General features: G+C 53.4%; 18 protein-coding genes. 15 read left to right on the top strand and 3 right to left on the bottom strand.

The annotated features are described in order from the left end of the window. Positions 1-10: 10 nt before the first annotated feature. The 7 genes from E1N14_RS13825 to E1N14_RS13795 all read left to right on the top strand — a co-directional run bounded on the left by E1N14_RS13825 (position 11) and on the right by E1N14_RS13795 (position 8379). Positions 11-718: a succinate dehydrogenase iron-sulfur subunit gene (locus E1N14_RS13825; protein ID WP_025011014.1), complete on the top strand. Its 708-nt coding sequence runs from the start codon at positions 11-13 to the stop codon at positions 716-718. Positions 719-912: 194 nt separating this feature from the next. Further along, a complete protein-coding gene (sucA, locus tag E1N14_RS13820; RefSeq protein WP_025011013.1) occupies positions 913-3735 on the top strand; it encodes a 2-oxoglutarate dehydrogenase E1 component in 2823 nt (940 codons plus the stop codon). Between the two features lie 30 nt (positions 3736-3765). Beyond that, on the top strand, positions 3766-4962 hold the full coding sequence (odhB, locus tag E1N14_RS13815) for a 2-oxoglutarate dehydrogenase complex dihydrolipoyllysine-residue succinyltransferase (protein ID WP_025011012.1): 1197 nt from the start codon (positions 3766-3768) through the stop codon (positions 4960-4962). 77 nt (positions 4963-5039) lie between these two features. After that, complete coding sequence (gene sucC / locus E1N14_RS13810; RefSeq protein WP_025888715.1) at positions 5040-6206, top strand: ADP-forming succinate--CoA ligase subunit beta; 1167 nt, start codon at positions 5040-5042, stop codon at positions 6204-6206. Next, entirely contained in the window at positions 6206-7078 is an 873-nt protein-coding gene (gene sucD, locus E1N14_RS13805; protein WP_025011011.1) for a succinate--CoA ligase subunit alpha, read from the top strand. Before sucC ends, sucD begins: the two co-directional genes overlap by 1 nt. A 513-nt stretch (positions 7079-7591) precedes the next feature. After that, the gene (gene rnk, locus E1N14_RS13800; protein WP_025011010.1) at positions 7592-8005 is read left to right on the top strand and encodes a nucleoside diphosphate kinase regulator; all 414 of its coding nucleotides are present in this window, start codon (positions 7592-7594) and stop codon (positions 8003-8005) included. A gap of 92 nt (positions 8006-8097) precedes the next feature. Continuing rightward, positions 8098-8379 carry a hypothetical protein gene (locus E1N14_RS13795; protein ID WP_025011009.1) on the top strand — a complete coding sequence of 94 codons (282 nt, stop codon included), beginning with the start codon at positions 8098-8100 and terminating at the stop codon, positions 8377-8379. A 54-nt stretch (positions 8380-8433) separates the two neighbouring features. Here E1N14_RS13795 and fur read toward each other — a convergent pair whose 3' ends face one another. Then, positions 8434-8865 (bottom strand): ferric iron uptake transcriptional regulator, encoded by a 432-nt coding sequence (fur, locus tag E1N14_RS13790; RefSeq protein WP_025011008.1) that lies wholly within the window; start codon positions 8863-8865, stop codon positions 8434-8436. 261 nt (positions 8866-9126) lie between these two features. Between fur and cobB the strand changes: the two genes are divergently transcribed. From cobB to E1N14_RS13775, 3 genes are all read left to right on the top strand, one after another. After that, entirely contained in the window at positions 9127-9861 is a 735-nt protein-coding gene (gene cobB, locus E1N14_RS13785; RefSeq protein WP_025890087.1) for a Sir2 family NAD+-dependent deacetylase, read from the top strand. A 131-nt stretch (positions 9862-9992) separates the two neighbouring features. Further along, the gene (locus E1N14_RS13780) at positions 9993-10418 is read left to right on the top strand and encodes an AAA family ATPase (protein ID WP_037437211.1); all 426 of its coding nucleotides are present in this window, start codon (positions 9993-9995) and stop codon (positions 10416-10418) included. A 357-nt stretch (positions 10419-10775) separates the two neighbouring features. Beyond that, positions 10776-12809 carry a multiheme c-type cytochrome gene (locus E1N14_RS13775; protein ID WP_062793616.1) on the top strand — a complete coding sequence of 678 codons (2034 nt, stop codon included), beginning with the start codon at positions 10776-10778 and terminating at the stop codon, positions 12807-12809. A 111-nt stretch (positions 12810-12920) separates the two neighbouring features. Here E1N14_RS13775 and bioA read toward each other — a convergent pair whose 3' ends face one another. Next, positions 12921-14237, bottom strand: coding sequence for an adenosylmethionine--8-amino-7-oxononanoate transaminase (gene bioA, locus E1N14_RS13770; RefSeq protein WP_025011006.1), 1317 nt, complete (start codon positions 14235-14237; stop codon positions 12921-12923). A 174-nt stretch (positions 14238-14411) separates the two neighbouring features. Here bioA and bioB point away from each other — a divergent pair, with 174 nt between their 5' ends. Genes bioB through bioD form a run of 4 tightly spaced genes read left to right on the top strand, consistent with a single transcriptional unit; the run spans position 14412 to position 18138 of the window. Next, positions 14412-15476, top strand: a complete 1065-nt coding sequence (gene bioB / locus E1N14_RS13765; protein WP_062793619.1) for a biotin synthase BioB — start codon at positions 14412-14414, stop codon at positions 15474-15476. A gap of 1 nt (position 15477) precedes the next feature. Then, on the top strand, positions 15478-16623 hold the full coding sequence (locus tag E1N14_RS13760) for an aminotransferase class I/II-fold pyridoxal phosphate-dependent enzyme (RefSeq protein WP_025011005.1): 1146 nt from the start codon (positions 15478-15480) through the stop codon (positions 16621-16623). Further along, positions 16620-17411, top strand: coding sequence for a methyltransferase domain-containing protein (locus E1N14_RS13755; RefSeq protein WP_062793617.1), 792 nt, complete (start codon positions 16620-16622; stop codon positions 17409-17411). Before E1N14_RS13760 ends, E1N14_RS13755 begins: the two co-directional genes overlap by 4 nt. Before the next feature lie 37 nt (positions 17412-17448). After that, positions 17449-18138: a dethiobiotin synthase gene (gene bioD, locus E1N14_RS13750; RefSeq protein WP_028780466.1), complete on the top strand. Its 690-nt coding sequence runs from the start codon at positions 17449-17451 to the stop codon at positions 18136-18138. A gap of 45 nt (positions 18139-18183) precedes the next feature. On the opposite strand, the gene pepE is transcribed toward bioD, so the two are convergent. Further along, on the bottom strand, positions 18184-18894 hold the full coding sequence (gene pepE, locus E1N14_RS13745; RefSeq protein WP_025011004.1) for a dipeptidase PepE: 711 nt from the start codon (positions 18892-18894) through the stop codon (positions 18184-18186). A gap of 288 nt (positions 18895-19182) precedes the next feature. Here pepE and htpX point away from each other — a divergent pair, with 288 nt between their 5' ends. Then, on the top strand, positions 19183-20049 hold the full coding sequence (gene htpX, locus E1N14_RS13740) for a protease HtpX (RefSeq protein WP_025011003.1): 867 nt from the start codon (positions 19183-19185) through the stop codon (positions 20047-20049). Positions 20050-20265: the final 216 nt, after the last annotated feature.

Raw genomic sequence — 20265 nt, 5'->3', positions numbered from 1 at the left:
AGTTGCGAAGATGAAATTGGATATTGCAGTTTATCGCTACAATCCTGATGTAGATACTAAGCCCTACATGCAGGATTACAGCCTGGAAGTGGCTGAAGGTTCAGATATGATGGTGCTGGATGCCTTGCTCAAGCTTAAAGAGCAGGACCCAAGCCTATCTTTCCGCCGCTCTTGTCGTGAAGGGGTTTGTGGCTCCGACGGCATGAACATGAATGGCAAAAACGGTCTGGCCTGTATCACGCCTGTGTCTACCTTCAAAGGCAAGAAGATTGAAATCCGTCCTCTGCCCGGTATGCCTGTGGTGCGTGACCTGGTGGTTGACCTGAGTCAGTTTTACAAGCAATACGAGAAGATCAAGCCGTACCTCATCAATGATGAGAAGAAGCCGGCCCGTGAACATCTGCAGTCACCGGAGGAGCGTGCTCACCTGGATGGCCTGTATGAATGTATCATGTGTGCCTGTTGTTCTACGGCTTGCCCATCATTCTGGTGGAACCCGGACAAATTTGTTGGCCCCAGTGGTCTGCTGCATGCCTATCGCTTCCTGATAGACAGCCGTGATACTGCGACCGAGGAGCGTCTGAGCGAGCTGGATGATGCATACAGCGTCTTCCGTTGCCACGGCATCATGAACTGCGTGGATGTTTGTCCGAAAGGCTTGAACCCAACCAAGGCCATCGGACACATCAAGTCCATGTTGCTGAAGCGGGCTGTATAAATGCAAGACGACGAGCTTAATCCAATAACTACATAGGCTCGTAGGGAGTCACTTTCTCTGGGCAGGAAGTGGCTCTTTTGTGTGTAAAGGACTACAAAAGGCCGTAACATCCGGATGTCCCAGGGGCGGCTGAGACCCTGCCAAGGCAGGGAAAATATGGCTAAGCACGTGTATCAAGTTTGAAAGGATAAGAAATGCACCAAGGCAGCATGAAAGCCTGGCTCGAATCATCTCACTTGAGTGGGGCGAACTCGACCTACGTTGAAGAGATGTATGAAGCCTACCAAGAAGACCCCACCTCGGTATCTGATGACTGGCGTGCGGTGTTTGAGCAACTCCCTCCCGTGAACGGTGCCTCTGCTGATGTACCCGAAGCTTCTCACTCCAAGATCCGTGACTATTTTCGTTCTCTTGCACAGGAAGGCCGCAGCAAAGGTACCAGCCGTGTGTCCGATCCTGATGTGGACGCCAAGCAGGTAAAAGTTCTGCAATTGATCAACGCCTACCGTTTCCGTGGCCACCAGAATGCCAATCTGGACCCACTGGAGCTGTGGAAGCGCGACACAGTTGCTGAATTGGATCCGGCTTTCCACGGCCTGAGCGGCGAGGATATGGAGCGGGAGTTCAACACAGGTTCTTTTGCTTATGGCGGTGATACCCTGAAACTGGGTGAGCTGGTGAAGGCGCTCAAGGCGACTTACTGCGGCTCTATCGGCGCCGAATATATGCATATCACCGACACCGAGGAGAAACGTTGGATCCAGCAACGTCTCGAACCTTCACTGGGTAAGGGCAGCTATGATAAGGCCGTCAAGACCCGGATCCTTGAAGGATTGAATGCCGCCGAAGGCATGGAAAAATATTTGGGTGCCAAATTCCCCGGTGCCAAGCGCTTCTCCCTAGAAGGGGGCGACTCGCTGGTGCCTATGATGCGCGAAATTATCTATCGCGCCGGTGAAGCGGGTACCAAAGAGATAGTCGTGGGTATGGCTCACCGTGGCCGTCTTAACGTTCTGGTTAACATTCTGGGCAAGCGTCCTGCCGAACTCTTTGACGAGTTTGCCGGCAAGCATCATGAGACGCTGGGTTCAGGGGACGTTAAGTACCATCAGGGCTTCTCTTCCGATTTTGAAACGCCCGGTGGCAATGTCCACCTGGCTTTGGCGTTTAACCCTTCACACCTGGAAATCGTTAACCCGGTAGTAATGGGTTCGGTACGCGCCAGACTGGATCGCCGCGGCAGCGAAGATGGCCTGCAGGTCATGCCTATCACCATCCATGGTGACTCGGCCATTGCCGGACAGGGCATAGTGCAGGAGACATTCAATATGTCTCAGACCCGTGGCTTTAAAGTCGGCGGCTCTATCCGCATTGTGGTGAACAACCAGGTGGGCTTTACCACCTCCAACCACCAGGATGTGCGCTCAACCGAATACTGTACCGATATCGCCAAGATGGTGCAGGCGCCGATTTTCCACGTCAACTCTGACGATCCAGAAGCTGTGGCTTTCGTATCTCAGCTGGCGGTGGATTATCGCAACACCTTTAAGCGTGACGTCGTTATCGACCTGGTGTGCTACCGCCGCCATGGTCACAACGAGGCCGATGAGCCAAGCGCGACTCAGCCACTGATGTACGCCAAGATCAAGAAGCACCCAACGCCACGTAAGATCTACGCCGACAAGTTGATTGCCGAAAACAGCATTGCGGCCGACGATGTCACCGCCATGATCAACAGCTATCGTGACGCGCTGGATCAAGGGGATTGTGTGGTCAAAGAGTGGCGTCCAATGACGCTGCACACTGTGGACTGGACTCCTTATCTCAACCGCGAGTGGGATGAGTCTTTTGAATCCGGTATGACCCGCGAACGTCTGCAGAATCTGGCCGACAAGATAAGTTATGTGCCGGAGAGCCATAAGCTGCACTCCCGCGTGGCCAAGATATATAACGACCGCGTCGCTATGGCCAAAGGCGAGAAGCTGATGGACTGGGGCTTTGCCGAGACTCTGGCCTATGCCAGCATCCTCGAAGACAAGCAAAGAGTCAGGATCACGGGTCAGGACTCGGGTCGTGGTACCTTCTTCCATCGCCACGCCGTGCTGCACAACCAGAACGATGCCACTACTTACCTGCCGCTGCGCCATGTGGCCGAAGAGCAGGGCCCTATCGACATCACTGACTCTGTGTTGTCTGAAGCCTCAGTGCTGGCGTTCGAGTACGGTTATGCCACTGCTGAGCCAGGCGGCCTGACTATCTGGGAAGCCCAGTTCGGTGACTTTGCCAACTGTGCCCAGGTGGTTATTGACCAGTTCCTGTCATCCGGTGAGCAGAAGTGGGGCCGTCTGTGCGGTTTGACCATGTTACTGCCTCACGGCTATGAAGGTCAGGGTCCGGAGCACTCCAGTGCTCGTCTGGAGCGCTTCCTGCAGCTGTGTGCCAACCACAATATGCAGGTGTGTGTGCCTTCGACTCCGGCTCAGGTTTACCACATGCTGCGTCGTCAGGTGGTGCGTCCAATGCGTCGTCCGCTGGTGGTAATGTCTCCCAAGTCGCTGCTGCGTCATCCGCTGGCAGTGTCTTCCATGGATGAGCTGGCCAATGGTCAATTCCAGAACGTTATCGGTGAAATCGATACATTGGATGCCGCCAAGGTCGATCGCGTGGTGTTCTGTAGCGGTAAGGTTTACTACGAGCTGCTGGAACGTCGCCGCAAAGAGAATATCGATAACGTCGCTTTGGTGCGGGTCGAGCAGTTGTATCCCTTCCCACACGAAGAGATGGCAACAGCACTGAAAGACTATCAGCATGTGACCGACTTTGTTTGGTGTCAGGAAGAGCCTCAGAACCAAGGTGCCTGGTATTGCAGCCAGCATCACTTCTGGGCAGCCATTCCCAAAGGTGCCCAGCTCAGCTACGCTGGCCGTGACGCCTCTGCAGCGCCGGCCTGTGGCTACCCTGAGTTGCATACGCATCAGCAGGAATCACTGATCACTAGCGCATTAAAACTGAAGTAATAGAAATTTATACAAAAAGGAAAGCTTTCCATGAGTATCGAAATCAAGGTACCTGTACTGCCCGAATCTGTTGCCGACGCGACTATCGCCACTTGGCACGTTAAGCCTGGTGAGCCGGTTTCCCGTGATCAGAACCTGGTTGATATTGAAACAGATAAAGTGGTGTTGGAAGTTGTAGCACCCGAAGATGGCCAGATCAGCGAACTGCTGTTCCAGGAAGGAGATACCGTCCTGGCAGAGCAGGTTATCGCCAACTTCGTCGCCGGCGCGGTTGCCGGCCAGGAAGTGAGCAAAGAGCAGGCTGAAGCCGCTGCGCCAAAGGCTGAAGAAGCCGCGGCAGAAGGCAACGATGCCCTGAGCCCATCAGTACGTCGCCTGATAGCCGAACACAACCTGGATGCCGCTAAAATCAAGGGCACAGGTGTAGGTGGCCGTATCACCAAAGAAGATGTGGAAGCCTTCGTTAAGTCAGGCTCTGCCAAGCCAGCTGCAGCTGCTGCCACAGCACCTGTGACCCTGGCGGGCGATCGCAGCGAGAAGCGCGTACCTATGACGCGTCTTCGCAAGACTATCGCCACTCGTCTGCTGGAAGCCAAGAACTCCACCGCCATGCTGACCACCTTCAACGAGGTCAACATGAAGCCTATCATGGACATCCGTAAGAAGTATCAGGAAGTCTTTGAGAAGAAACACGGCATCCGTCTTGGTTTTATGTCTTTCTATGTGAAAGCGGTAACCGAAGCGCTGAAGCGTTATCCAGAAGTCAACGCTTCTATCGATGGCAGCGACATCCTGTACCACAACTACTTCGATGTCAGTATCGCCGTTTCCACGCCTCGCGGCCTGGTAACGCCTGTACTGCGCGACACAGATACCATGAGCCTGGCCGATATTGAAAAAGCGGTTCGCGAACTGGCTATCAAGGGCCGTGACGGCAAGCTGACAGTGGAAGATATGACAGGTGGTAACTTCACTGTGACTAACGGCGGAGTGTTTGGCTCCTTGATGTCGACGCCTATTCTTAACCTGCCACAGAGCGCAATCCTCGGCATGCATGCCATCAAGGACCGCCCAATGGCAGTCAATGGTCAGGTGGAAATCCTGCCCATGATGTACCTTGCTCTCTCATATGACCATCGCATCATTGATGGTCGTGAGTCAGTTGGCTTCCTGGTAACCATTAAGGATCTGCTGGAAGACCCAACTCGTCTGCTGCTGGACTTGTAAGCGCCGCCAGACAATAACCTCGTGACTGGCCCCTCGGGGCCGGTTGGATTTAAAACGTAGTATACGGATAGATCATCATGAATTTGCATGAGTATCAGGCAAAAGCCCTATTTGCCGAATATGGTTTACCAGTGTCAGAAGGCTATGCTTGTGACACAGCTCAGGAAGCTGTTGAAGCAGCCGGTCGCATTGGCGGAAACATGTGGGTAGTCAAGTGCCAGGTGCACGCTGGCGGCCGCGGTAAGGCAGGTGGCGTTAAAGTTACTGGCGACAAAGAAGAGATCAGAGCCTTTGCCGAACATTGGCTGGGCAAGAATCTGGTAACTTATCAGACTGATGAAAAAGGTCAGCCGGTTGCCAAGATCCTGGTTGAAAGCTGCACTGATATCGCCAACGAACTCTATCTGGGTGCCGTTGTCGACCGTGGCACTCGCCGCGTCGTGTTTATGGCTTCTACCGAAGGTGGTGTGGAAATCGAAAAGGTGGCCGAAGAGACCCCTGAGCTGATCCACAAAGCCATTATCGACCCTATCACAGGTCCTCAGCCTTACCAGGCGCGTGACCTTGGCTTCAAGCTGGGTCTGAACCCAACTCAAATCAAGCAGTTCACCAAGATCTTTATGGGTCTGGCGACCATGTTCCTGGAGCATGACTTTGCCCTGCTGGAGATCAACCCTCTGGTGATCACCACCGAAGGCAACCTGCACTGTCTGGACGGCAAGATTGGCGTAGATGGTAACGCTCTGTTCCGTCAGCCAAAGATCAAAGACATGCACGATCCTTCACAGGATGACCCACGTGAAGCCCACGCCGCCAAGTTCGAACTGAACTATGTGGCTCTGGACGGTAACGTAGGTTGCATGGTCAACGGTGCCGGTCTGGCCATGGGTACCATGGATATCGTTAACCTGCACGGTGGCAAGCCAGCCAACTTCCTCGACGTAGGTGGCGGCGCGACCAAAGAACGTGTTGCCGAAGCCTTCAAGATCATTCTGTCTGACAGCAATGTGAAGGCCGTTCTGGTGAACATCTTCGGTGGTATCGTACGTTGTGACATGATCGCCGAAGGTATTATCGGTGCAGTGAAAGAAGTCGGTGTGAAAGTGCCTGTGGTTGTGCGTCTGGAAGGTACCAACGCCGAGCTGGGCTCTAAAGTTCTGGCCGAATCAGGTTTGGATATCATTGCTGCGACAAGTCTGACCGACGCTGCTCAGCAAGTAGTTAAAGCTGCGGAGGGCAAATAATGTCTGTTTTAATCAACAAAGATACCAAGGTTATCTGCCAGGGTTTTACCGGCGGTCAGGGTACTTTCCATTCTGAGCAGGCGATTGCCTATGGTACTCAGATGGTCGGCGGTGTGTCTCCAGGTAAAGGCGGTACCACTCACTTGGGCTTGCCAGTATTCAACACTGTGAAAGACGCTGTTGCCGCTACCGGCGCCACTGCATCTGTTATCTATGTACCTGCGCCTTTCTGTAAAGACGCTATCCTGGAAGCCATAGATGGCGGTATCGAGCTGATCGTATGTATCACCGAAGGTATCCCGACTCTGGATATGCTGCAGGTAAAAGTGAAGCTGGAAGAAACCGGCGTGCGCATGATTGGCCCTAACTGCCCGGGTGTTATCACCCCCGGCGAATGTAAAATAGGCATCATGCCAGGTCACATCCACAAGCCAGGTAAAGTGGGTATTGTTTCCCGCAGCGGCACTCTGACTTACGAAGCCGTTAAGCAGACTACTGACGAAGGTTTCGGCCAGTCTACCTGTGTCGGCATTGGTGGTGACCCAATCCCTGGTACCAACTTCATCGACGTACTGGAAATGTTCCAGAACGATCCTCAGACAGAGGCCATAGTGATGATAGGTGAAATCGGCGGTACCGCCGAAGAAGAAGCGGCGGCTTACATCAAGGCCAACGTCACCAAGCCTGTGGTCTCTTACATTGCCGGTGTGACTGCACCAGCAGGTAAGCGTATGGGCCATGCCGGCGCCATCATTGCCGGTGGTAAGGGGACAGCCGCTGACAAGTTCGCCGCCCTGGAAGCCGCGGGCGTGACTACCGTACGCTCGCTGGCCGAAATCGGCAGCGCGCTGCGTGAGAAGACCGGCTGGTAAGCACAGTCGTTAAGCTCACAAAAGGCGCCGCAAGGCGCCTTTTTTGTTGGCTGCTGTGATGAAGCTCAGATGCCCCCGGCTGGATATTTGATTGGGAAAAGGTTAGATTGGGGCTAGGCTATCCCTTCGGGGAGTCTTGGTGCATTAATGCGCTAAAAAATTAAAAAATTCAAATTGTTATCAATCATCTTTCTCTGGGTTGTGGGTTTGTTGTTATCAGGAGCCGGGTAATGGGTTGCGCCAGAGCAGCCACTGGCGCGGGTATCCGGATAAACCCAGAGGGTTTGATGCAGTGTTAACACAGACTTCAGCGCCGTATTGGTTCGCCCGATGCGGCGCTGAAGTGCAATTCGGGGGCGAAAGACCTCGAGATAGTTGATTCAAGCTGAATGAGTCTGAAACGCCTGTCAGGCGATTTTCAGCGATTGGGTATTGGTGTCAACCCTCAATGGGGGAAGGGATGACCCGATGTGGGGCCGCTCAGGCGGCTTTTCTGAAAAGTAGAGGATTGCTGTGAGTACACAACCTAATATCGTAATTTCTGAAGTGGATCTGGAGCGCCTGGAGCGTTTACTGGATTCATTGCCGGCCAATGCCTTTCCTGGCCATCAAGCGCTTGAGGCTGAGCTGGAGCGTGCGGAAATCAGGCCATCCAAGGAGATGCCGGACAATGTGGTGACCATGAACTCTGAAGTTCGTTTTCGTATGTCTTCCTCCAATGAAGAGTTCACCTTGCGTCTGGTTTACCCAAAAGATGCCGATGGCAGTGCCGGTAAAATTTCAATTCTGGCTCCGGTTGGCGGCGCCTTGTTGGGCTTGGCCCAGGGTGATGAAATTGAATGGCCGGGCCCGGGTGGCGGCACAGTGAAAGTGCGGATTGAAGAGATTATCTATCAACCGGAGCGCTCAGGTGATTTTCACCGCTAAGCACCGGAGCCGGTAAGGCTCTTGAACGGATACGGGAGTGATATACAACTAAGTCACTCAGAATGCACCAACGACAGGGAATGGAGATAAAGATGAAGCAGTACTTTGTCCACAATGGTTTTTCTGCCGGCAGCGGTAAATTACCGGCGGATCCACAGTTGATCAGTGAACAGGACGCCGACAAACTGATGCAGTTTGCCGGTTTGGAGCCCAAGCTCGTAGGGAATTTGACCCCTCCGGCGCAGTTTGCCGAAGAGGGGGACTGGTTGTTCAGGCTTTTCGCCAATAACCGTTTTCTTTGCTATGCGGATCCAACACTTTTCAGCCATGCCTGCCCAAGGAAGAAGGGCGAGCCTCTGGCTTTAAACTGGTAACTCCAAGGTTACCGGCAATAAAAAACCAGCGCTTGGCGCTGGTTTTTTTAATTATCACTCTTGGCCGTGATCGCACTTGTCGTTGGTGCAGACGCCATAGAGGTAGAGGCTGTGATTGGTGAGCTTGATATTGTGACGCATGGCGATTTCATGCTGACGACGCTCGATAAGATCATCGGAAAACTCGATCACTTTGCCACAGCTCAGGCATACCAGGTGATCATGATGGTGTTGGGTGGAGAGTTCAAACACGGCTTTGCCGCTTTCGAAGTGGTGACGGCTGACTATGCCGGCATCATCAAACTGGTTCAGTACCCGATAAACGGTAGCCAGACCTATCTCTTCGCCGATATCCAGCAATTTCTTATATAAATCTTCGGCACTGATATGCTGGTTCTCCGGTTCTTGCATCAGCTCCAGGATTTTGACTCGTGGCAGGGTGATTTTCAAACCCGCTTTCTTCAGCGCTTGATTTCCATCTGTCATGGCTAATCTCTTGATTGCAGAACCCTTGGTATTACACATAGGTTCGTCCGTGGATAATAGACCCCATTATATGTGTACTGTTCTAAAACTTAAACCTCTGATCCGGCTTTTGGTACTTCTGTGGGGTAACTTGGCTATAATCGGCATAAATTTGAATAAAAACAAGCAATTTAAACATACTTTTTGTATGGTTATACCAAGGCATAATTGCAGTGTTTGGTCATCGTTGGCAGGATGACAGAAAAACAAAAAGGACACTAGATGCATCGTCGAATCGTGGTTTTAACCGGCGCCGGGATCTCTGCCGAGTCCGGATTACGTACCTTCAGGGATCAAGATGGCCTGTGGGAAGAGCATCATATTGAAGATGTGGCGACTCCTGAAGGCTATGAGCGTGACCCTGAGTTGGTCGAGCGCTTCTACAATGGCCGTTGGCAGCAATTGCATGCGGGCAATATAGAACCCAACGCCGCCCATACGGCGCTCTCTCGCCTTGAGCAGGAGTTTGAGGGGGAACTGCTTATTGTCACCCAAAACATAGACGATCTGCACGAGAGAGCCGGTTCCAGGCGCTTGCTGCATATGCACGGTGAACTTTCCAAGGGGCGTTGTCCGCGCTCACGGCAAACCTTTACCCTGCACGAACCCTTCGGGCCGGAGAATACCTGCACCTGTTGTATTCCGGCGCAGCGTTTGCGGCCTCATGTGGTTTGGTTCGGTGAAATGCCCCTGGGAATGGATAGAATTCACGATGCTTTGGATCACTGCGATCTCTTTATTGCCATTGGCACTTCAGGCACTGTCTATCCCGCTGCCGGTTTTGTCGACAGCGCCAATCATCATGGTGCGCTTACCGTCGAGGTCAATCTGATGCCGGCAGACAGACACAGCCAGTTTCAAATTCACCTGCAAGGCAAGGCCAGTGAGATGGTACCGGCACTGGTGGAGCGGATCCTTGCCGGTCAGTCTATCTGCAATCAAACCGGCCAGAACTGATGCCTGAGCCCAAAACAGGTGCCAGCCTGCTTGAGCCGCCTGTCGGTATTTCAAGCGCGCGTAATATCCAAGAGATCAAGGGGGTTATTGACCCCGGGGCTATTGATGGCAACAGCCGCTTGGCGATCATCATGCGCGGCCTGCCGGGCAGCGGTAAATCATACTGGGTTCGGCAGTTTATCCAGGAACTACCAGCGAGGATTGCCCAGAATGTCACTGAGAGAGGCCTGTGCTCAACCGACAGTTTCTTTTACCAAAATAACCGCTACTGCTTCGACATTGCCCGTTTGCCGGAATTTCATCAGCTCAATCTGAGCCGCTTCATCGAGGCGTTGGCATCTGGTATGCCTGTGGTTATCTGCGACAATACCAATATGGCACTGTGGGAGTTCGCGGCCTATCAGGCGGCAGCAAAGGCCTTGAATTACCGGGTGCATATTCAACAGATTGGTGATGTGCGCAGCAAAATTCACCAGCGTGAATGTGCCAAGCGAAACAAACATGGCGTAAGTCTTAACTCCATTCAACGAATGGCCAGTCAATTTCAAAGAAATTAAAAATAACTTTTGCAAGTAAATTAAAATATCTGATTTCATAAATTGCAATATATCGGTATAAGATGAGTATGATTAAAGAAATTCCGAGTTGATATATTTCTTTAATAAAGCCAGTAATTCACCTATTAATATTTTTAAGTTTATTTTAATAATTGCAATCGTATTAAAATGTTCCATAGTCACATCTTGTGTCTTTGCTCACTCTTTTGTTTTATTTTTAGTCATATTATCTGCTCGGGTCAGAATAGACCCGTTAATCATTATTATAACTTTCGTTTGAGTTTCGGGAGTCGGATTGTTCCTCTTAAAAATAAAGAGTGAGCAAGCGGTATTCCTTTGCTCAAATAGGAGAGAAAGATGACCATACTTAAAAAGAAAAGAGTTGCGCTGATGGTGATGGCGATACTGTTGGCCGGTTGCAGTGATGGTGAAGATGGCCGTGATGGAGCGCCAGGTGAACCGGGAACCCCCGGAGAACCTGGGAAGCCGGGGACGAATCCCCCAGTGACCCAATCGGTCGAAACCCAAGTTAAAGTGATTAATTACACATTGGGCGAGGGTAAGGTTAGCTACGAATTTGAAGTAACAGATGAAAATGGCGACTTAATTAATGAACTGACAGATGTTCAGGCAAAAGTGGCTGCTTTGACTGCTAAAGGTTTTATTCTCAATCGGGATGAAAATCCTATTAATGGGGTTGAGGACAATGTTCATATCGGCGGTGCAGTAACTCAGGCAACAGAAGGTGCAACGCTGACTCAAGTAGATGATGGTCATTATATTTTTGAAGCCCCAATGGCAGGTGTTAATGCCTCCACTGAAGGCATTGTTTGGCTGCGTGTCGGCGGTAATGATGCCATTGCCCGTTCAAAGGCGTTGGTCGTCAATAAGCCGGAAGGTCAATTCAGTACCACAACAGAAGCCTGTTATGCCTGTCACGTGGATTATTCACTCAGTCCTCGTCGTCACGCCAGCTACGTGGCTGAAGGCATGGACGGTGAAGTGGATTTTGTGGCAGGTTGCTTGGTCTGTCACGGCTCAGTCAGTCGCGCAGCGACCAATGATGAAGGATTCTCCATCGGTGGCTATGCCACCAATACCTTATCCAAGATAGGTCACATCAATCACAGGGAGTTCAGCAAGGACTTCAGCGTGCTCAACTGCAGCAGTTGCCATACTGATGCGCCCATCAACAGTAACTTTACCGGCCCTGGTTGTATCGATTGTCATGGTAAAGAAGGGACACCGGCCGGAGACATAGTGCCTTCAAATGGTCTGGACTTCCGTGAACTGCATGAACAGAAAGCCGGGATCACCAAGTTGCAAGCGCTGCGCCTTGGTTACACAGTGGCGCTTTCTACCCCTGAATCCGATGGTGCCGGTGGTTGGTGTTCTACCATCAGTGTCAAGGATAAAGAGGGCAATCTGGTCAATATCGGCAACAACTATAATGCCGATTATGCCACCGCAGGTTATGTTGGCGCCAAGCCGATAGTCTATGCCGGCGCATACTTGCATGCCTATGACAACCATGGCTTGGTGGGCCGCCCGGGCGCCCGTAACTCAGAAACCAAGACGGACAATGCCGATGGTACCCGCACTGTGTGTTATGCGGCGGCCAACATAGCCGCAGGTTATGAGAATGCCGGTTATATGTTCTCGGCGCGGGTGACTTTCTCCAGCGAAGGTTGGCAGTACTATGATGGCAAGGTACGTGGTCAGACAGGTGATCGCATTCGTGCCAATGGTTATGACGGCTCCATGGGGGTCTCCTTCACAGCTTACTCAGATGTGATCAGTCCGGCCGATGGCAGCAAGATCTCCGGCTTTGATCGGCGTCAGGTGGTGGCTGACAGCAGCTGTATCACCTGCCATAACGATGTGACTGCCTTCCACAAGAACGGTGAGTTCGATAACGGTGGTAAGGGTTGTATCGCTTGTCACGGCAACGGAATGGCCCGCACCAGCGCCGATTATGGTGCCGGCTTCGGTCCCATGATCCACAGCTGGCACTGGGGTAAGGGGGCTACCGTCGGTGAAGTGGCTCAGGATGCCGATGGTAACTGGAGTCAGACAGGAAAAGCCAACGGCGCCGCAGCGATTGCACCGGCCAGCAGTTGTGTAGCCTGTCACCAGGATGGCCTGTCGCTGGCCGCTGTGCCCAACCAGTATATTCTGGAGCCCGGCAGCAAGATGACCAGCCCGGTCACCGCAAACTGTTATGCCTGCCACACCAGTGATTCGGCCAAGGCGCATATGAGCCAAAATGGCGGTGATATCAGCGTGGATATCCCGGCTGTTGAGTGGTTCAAGCAGCCAAGTGCCGAATCCTGTGCGACTTGCCATGACACCGGCAGAACCTTTGGTATCGATAAGTACCATAAGTTCTAAAAGGGTTCTATTGAGTAAACATTCCCTGCAAGGCTTGGTTTACCTCAAGACAAAGCGGCTCATTTGAGCCGCTTTTTTTGCTGTCCTGAGTAGAGTTGAGGTGTAGCGGGCTCAGCCGTGACTGACGAAGGCGCTGTCATCTTGATTTTGCTCGCTCGTCAGTGCTGCTACTTCCAGCATGGCCTGGCTCAGGCAGCTCAGCTCTTCTGCGCTGATACCATAGGGCGGCATGATATAGATGAGTTTGCCAAAGGGACGGATCCACACGCCGCGGGCAACAAATTCGGCCTGCAGCGCCGCGGTATTGACCTGTTTGTGCATCTCCAGTACCCCAACGGCGCCAAGTATCCGTACCGCTTTGACTCCCGGCAGTACCGCTGCCGGTGCCAGTTCCTGTTTAAGCTGAGTTTCAATGGCCTTGACCTGAGCTTGCCACTCACCGCTTGCCAGCAGTGCCAGGCTGGCGCGGGCGGCACTACAGGCCAGAGGATTGGCCATAAAGGTCGGCCCATGCATAAATACGCCGGCAGGGGAGCTGTCTATGCCCGCCGCCACTTTATCGCTGCACAGCGTCGCCGCCAGACTGATATAGCCGCCGGTGAGCGCCTTGCCGACACACATGATGTCCGGCGCTATGTCTGCGTGTTCGCAGGCAAACAGCTTACCGGTGCGGCCAAAACCTGTGGCGATTTCATCCAGGATCAGCAGCACATCGTACTTGTCGCACAGGGCTCTTGCCGCCTTGAGATAGTCGGCGCTGTAAAACCACATGCCACCGGCACCTTGCATTATAGGCTCGAGGATTAGCGCGGCGGTTTGCTTGCCGTGCTCGGCCAGCATGGCCTCGAGTCCGGCGATGTCATCTGCTTTAGCGGCTTCACCGAAGGGTGTGCTCGGCGCCGGGGCAAACAGTTGCCGGGCCACATTGTCACCAAACATGGTGTGCATGCCGCCCTCCGGGTCGCAGACGCTCATGGCGGCGAACGTGTCGCCATGGTAGCCCTGCTTGACCGTCATGATACGGTTTTTCTCAGTCTTGTTTTGTCCTTGCCAGTACTGCAGCGCCATTTTCAGCGCCACCTCCACCGAAATGGAACCTGAGTCAGCCAGAAACACCTTGGTCAGTGGCTCCGGGGTGATAGTGATGAGCTGGCGACACAGCTCAATGGCACTCTCATGGGTGATCCCTCCGAACATCACATGGCTCAGGCGTTTGAGTTGCTCTTCCATGGCGCTGAGAATTGCCGGGTGGCTGTAACCATGGACGCAGGCCCACCAAGAGCTGGTGCCGTCGATAAGCTCGCGACCATCCTCCAGCGTCAGGCGTACGCCCTCGGCGGCTTTAACCCCATAAACGGGTAGGGTGTGGCTCATGGAAGTGTAGGGATGCCAGATATGCTGACGGTCAAAACAATAATCTATGCTCATATATTAACCAAAGGTAAACCTGTGCAACTGGTTGGCGTTGACAGTGAGGGCGTCGCGGGTATGCTAACGAAAATAATTCAGGCCTTCAAGCAGCCAGCTGAACCCGGATCCCGATGGATTAATCGACAAAATCGGCTTCAGCAACAAATAGATCAGACTCAGGTAACACAGAATATGTCCAATACAGAGCTGCGCCATGACTGGCGCCGCGAAGAGGTTGAAGCCCTCTTTGCCCTGCCGATGAATGATTTGTTGTTTCGTGCCCACAGCGTGCACAGAACCCATTTCAATCCCAATGAAGTTCAGGTCAGTCGTCTGTTGTCAATCAAGACGGGTGCCTGTCCGGAAGACTGCAAATATTGCCCCCAGAGCGCGCGCTACGACACAGGATTGGAAAAAGAGCGTCTGCTGGAGATGGAAAAGGTACTGACAGAGGCCAGAAGTGCCAAGGCCGCCGGTGCGACCCGTTTCTGCATGGGAGCCGCCTGGCGTAACCCGCATGAGCGCGATATGCCTTATCTCAAGCAGATGGTGCAGGAGGTTAAATCCCTGGGGATGGAAACCTGTATGACCTTGGGTATGCTCAGCGAAAACCAGGCCAACGAGCTGGCCGAAGCCGGGCTGGATTACTACAACCATAACCTGGATACCTCGCCGGAATACTATGGTGACATCATCACCACCCGCACCTATCAGCAGCGGTTGGACACTCTGGCCAATGTGCGCGCCGCCGGCATGAAGGTGTGCTCCGGCGGGATTGTCGGCATGGGCGAGCAGGCTACCGACAGGGCGGGGTTGCTGCAGCAGTTGGCCAATCTGGAACAACATCCCGACTCTGTGCCTATCAATATGTTGGTCAAGGTGACCGGTACGCCGCTGGACAGCCTGGACGACCTGGATCCACTGGAGTTTGTGCGCACCATAGCCGTGGCCAGAATCATGATGCCTTTGTCGCGGGTACGCTTGTCGGCCGGGCGTGAAAATATGACAGATGAGCTGCAGGCCATGTGTTTCTTTGCCGGGGCCAACTCGATTTTTTATGGGTGCAAGCTGTTGACCACCGCCAACCCGGAAGAAAATGACGATATGAGCCTGTTCCGCCGTCTGGGATTGACCCCGGAGCAGGGTAAGGCCGCCACGGTCGAGGAAGAGGGCGCCGAAATAGCCCGCGCCGCGGCCAAGGCAGAGGCTATCAATAACAAGGCTCAGGGACAGTTTTACGACGCCGGAGCCCTGTAACTTGACCTCATTGCTGGACAAAATGGCCCGCCGCCGTGAAGAGCTTGCGCGCGGCGGCTTGCTCAGGCAAAGACGCTGCTTCGCCGCAGCGCCTGGCCGTGAGCGACTATTGCATCCTGTTGCCCATGCAACAGATAGTGGCAAACCATTACTGGATTTTGCCGCCAATGATTATCTGGGCCTGGCCCGTCATCCCAAGGTCATCTCTGCGCTTGCCAAGGGGGCAGAGATCTATGGCTGCGGCAGCGGCGCTTCACCTCTGGTTTCGGGTTACAGCGAGGCGCATCTCAAGCTGGAACAAGGCCTGTGCCGGGCACTCGGCGCAGAAGCGGCGTTACTGTTCAGCTGTGGTTTTGCCGCCAACACTGCGCTGATGAAAACCCTTTTTAGCGCTGAAGATACAGTGATTGCCGATAAATTGGTGCACGCCTCCATGATAGATGGCCTGCGCGACTCAAAGGCCAAAATACGGCGTTTTGCCCATAACGATATGGCGGCTGCTACAACGCTTTTGGCCCGGCATCCCGGCAGCGCTGTGCTCACTGAAACCGTGTTCAGCATGGATGGCGACAGGGCGCCGCTCGGTAAATTGAGCCACTTGTGCCAAGAGCACGGCAGCCCGCTTATTCTCGATGATGCCCACGGCTTTGGCCTATTTGAGTCATCATCCCTGCCTGTATTTGCCCGTTTGGTGACCTTTGGCAAGGCGCTCGGTGGTCAGGGCGCGGCGATTGTGGGCTCGCAGGAATTGATAGACTATCTGGTGGCCAATGCCCGTGAATACATCTATTCCACCGCGCTGTCACCCGCCTGCTGTATGGGCGTGCTCAAGGCTCTGGAGCTGATCCAGCAAGAGCCCTTGCTCGAGCGCCTCAACGCCAATATCGCTTTGTTTCGCCGCAGCTGCCAAGAGGCGGGGATCTCCTTGATGCCATCTGAGTCGCCAATTCAACCTCTGTTGGTGGGTGAGAGTGACAGATGTATGGCGCTGGCGGCAAGGCTTTTGGAACGCGGCTTCCTGGTGGGGGCGATTCGGCCACCCACAGTCCCAAAAGGCAGTGCCAGACTGCGTATTACCCTGAGCGCCGAGCACAGGGAGCAGGATATACTGGCCTTGGCCTCGGCACTGGCGGAGCTGATGGCATGAGCAACATGAGTCATGAGCCTCTGGCCAGTCACTCAGGCCTGGTGCAATCCGTGCCGCTTGGGGATGTTGCCGGGCGCTTTTCCAAGGCGGCAACCGCTTATGAGCGTCACAATAGGGTGCAGCGTCTGACGGCCGAAGCCTTGCTTGACTGGGACGATTGCCCACACTCAGGAAAACTGCTGGATATAGGTGCAGGTCCGGGCACGGCTTTTGCCACGCTCTGGCCCCAAAGCGTGACTGCCCTGGATATCGCCAGCGGGATGCTCAAGCAGCTGAAGGGAAACTTCCCCGATTATCAGGCTGTTTGTGGCAATGCCGAGCAGCTTCCCTTTGGCGACAACAGCTTTGATGCGGTTTATTCCAACCTGGCACTGCAGTGGTGCGGCGATATTCCGGCCGCCTTGGCAGAGATTTTTCGGGTCATGCGCCCGGGCGGCTTGGCGCGCCTTGCCATAGTGGCCCGGGGCAGTTTGCCCGAATTACAGACGCTGGGGCTGCGAGTCAAGGCGTTTGCAGCCGAGGATATGTTAGAGCAAGCGCTGGCGCAGCATCCCTGGCAGAGCTTGCACACGCAAAGCCGCACCTTTCAGTGCCATTTTGCCAATCTCAGGGAATTGCTTTACTCCATCAAGGGGGTCGGCGCTTCAGTCGGCGCCGACAAAAACTCAGGTGCCGGGCTCAAGGGAAAGGGTTTTTGGCATACACTTAACGGGCAGGCCGAAGTCCTTAGAACGGACAAGGGAATGCCGCTGACATACAGGATAGTAATGGTTCAGGCCCGAAAATAACCATTGATGTTTTGGCTGTAGGGGTAGTTCAGCGATGATTTTTTTTGTAACAGGTACAGATACCGACAGTGGCAAGACTCAGGTCGGGGCCGCGCTGCTGCATAAGGCACGAGTCGAGCATGGCTTGAAAACCTTGGGGGTAAAACCCCTGGCCTCGGGTTGCCACAACACCCCTTACGGGCTGAGAAACCCGGACGCCCTGGCCCTGATTGATGAATCCACTCTGAAACTGCAGTACGACAAGGTGAATCCTTTCAGTTTTGAGCCGGCGATTGCCCCTCATGTTGCTGCCGCCGATCTCGGCTTGGATATCAGCCCCGAGGCGGTACTGGCAGCGCTGGATTTTACCCAATATGCCATGGCCGATTTCTGCCTGATAGAAGGGGCCGGTGGTTGGCGTTTGCCTTTGGGGGAGGGGCGTTTCTTATCGGAAGCGGTGCAGGGACTGGCTCTGCCCGTGATTCTGGTGGTGGGAATGAAGCTTGGCTGCCTTAATCATGCCGTGTTGACCCAGGAAGTGATCCGCGCCGATGGGCTTGAAATCGCCGGTTGGGTGGCCAATCGCGCCGAAGCCGATATGAGTCGCTTCGATGAAAACCTGGCCAGCCTTAAAGACTTGATGCAGGCGCCGTTGTTGGGAGTGGTGCCGCATCTGGCTCATCCCAGTGCCGAGGCCATGTCTCAGCACCTGGATTTGAGCCCTTTGCTGGCCAAAGTGCCCGGTTGAGCCCTGGAGTTAAAAAGAAGCAAGGCCACGTAGGGCCGAGGTTTTTTAGCTCAATAGATTGGAAAGATCACTGCCTACAGGCACGGGGATCTCCTGCTCTACACCGCTGAACAGATAAGCTTCCTTATCTCCTAAAAGACTCAGTTTATTGTCCTGCAGCAACAGGGCGCTGCCTTCCTGGATGGCCAGTACCGGCGTCTTGGGATCGACACAGGTAAACTCAAGCAAGCGCTGGGCCCGGGTTTCACCATTATGACCCGGCGCCTTGTAGTTGCTGTAATGCGGATTGATCTGCAGTGGCAGCAGGCCAAGGGCGCTGAATGATGGCGGCTCTATAATAGGCATATCATTGGTGGTACGTATGCTGAGGCCGGCAATATTTGAACCTGCACTCCAGCCAATATAGGGTTTGCCGGCGGCGACTTCCTCTTTGATCAGATGCAGCAGATCGTAGCGGTACAACTCATGCAATAGGTGGAAGGTATTGCCACCACCAACCAGAATGCCGTCAGCATCGCGAATAGCCTGCTTGGGATCGCCATGTTGATGGATAGAGGAGATATCCAACCTCAATGGTGCCAGGCCATTAACCACGGCTTCCAGATAGTTGTCATAGCTCATGCTGACACCGGCATAAGGGATAAATATCCACTTGCGGGCCTTTTCTGTCATAGGCTCAATATAGGGCAGGGCATGTTCCAGGTAAGGGGTGTCGCCAGCGCGGGAGCTGCTGAGCAGCAGGGTATTTATCGTCATAATCGTCGCTGTCCTTCAGATTGATTTGCGTTGCTTGATGGTAACAAAAAGCCTTTACACTCAACAATCGCCGCCGGTGTTTTTGGTCGCTTTAAAAAGCCGCACTCGGGCAATTGATTAAGTTTGATTTAATCAAGCCTGCCTAGACTGCTTCCTCTGCGTAACCGGGGCGTTTGGGCGAGAAAGCTAAACAATAATTTACCTTTTCCCACTTGAATTCCCGCCAAGTGGACATATTATGTCTGCAATGACGCAATTCCGGTACAAGGGTACCTTACAGGAGCTGATATGAAGCGTGTATTTCTATTGATTTTGACTAACCTTGCCATCCTGTTGGTGGCATCGATCGTCATGTCTATTTTGGGTGTCAATACTCAAACCATGGGTGGCTTGCTGGTGTTTGCGGCGATCTTCGGTTTTGGTGGTGCCTTTATCAGCTTGGCGATTTCCAAGTGGATGGCCAAGAAGACTATGGGTTGTGAGGTGATCACTCAGCCCCGAGATAACACAGAGCGTTGGTTGCTCGAGACCGTAGCCCGTCAGGCACAGCAGGCCGGGATCAAGATGCCGGAAGTGGCCATCTACCAATCGCCTGAACTGAACGCCTTTGCTACAGGTCCAAGCAAAAACAATTCTCTGGTGGCTGTGAGTACAGGTCTGCTTTACGGCATGAGTGCCGATGAAGTGGAAGCCGTACTGGCGCACGAAGTCAGCCATGTGGCCAACGGTGACATGGTGACTCTGACCCTGATCCAGGGCGTGGTGAACACCTTTGTTATCTTTGCTGCCCGTGTGGTTGCCGGTATCATCAACAACTTTGTTGCCAGCAACGATGAAGAGGGTGAAGGCCTGGGCACCATAGCTTATATGGCTGTGGTATTTGTGCTGGATATGCTGTTTGGTATTCTGGCGTCCATGGTGGTGGCTTACTTCTCCCGCATCCGTGAGTTCCGCGCCGACGAAGGTGCCGCTCGCCTTGCCGGCAAGAACAAGATGATTGCGGCGCTTGAACGTCTGCGCACCGGGCCGGAAACCGGTGCCATGCCGGCCAATATGTCGGCCTTCGGTATCAATGGCAAGCGCTCAATGACCGAACTCTTTATGAGTCACCCACCGCTTGAAAAGCGTATCGAAGCGCTGAGAAACCGCGGATAATTTAGCAGTACTTTCTCTTAAGGAGGCCGGTTGGCCTCCTTTTTTTATGCTGTTGAAACGCTTATTGATACAGATGCTTATGTGTAAATTAAATGTAAAATTCCGTAATTAACCGATGGTTACATGATTCAGCGCACATTTTGCTTTTGCGCAAGTTGTTAAAGTGGCGGCGACTCAGAATTAGTTTGCCAATTGGCAAAAGCTTGGCTAAGTTAA

This window comes from Shewanella algae (assembly GCF_009183365.2).
Taxonomy (GTDB): Bacteria; Pseudomonadota; Gammaproteobacteria; order Enterobacterales; family Shewanellaceae; genus Shewanella; species Shewanella algae.
Note: the sequence above shows the minus strand (reverse complement) of the source record. Positions and strands in the feature narration are given on the sequence as shown.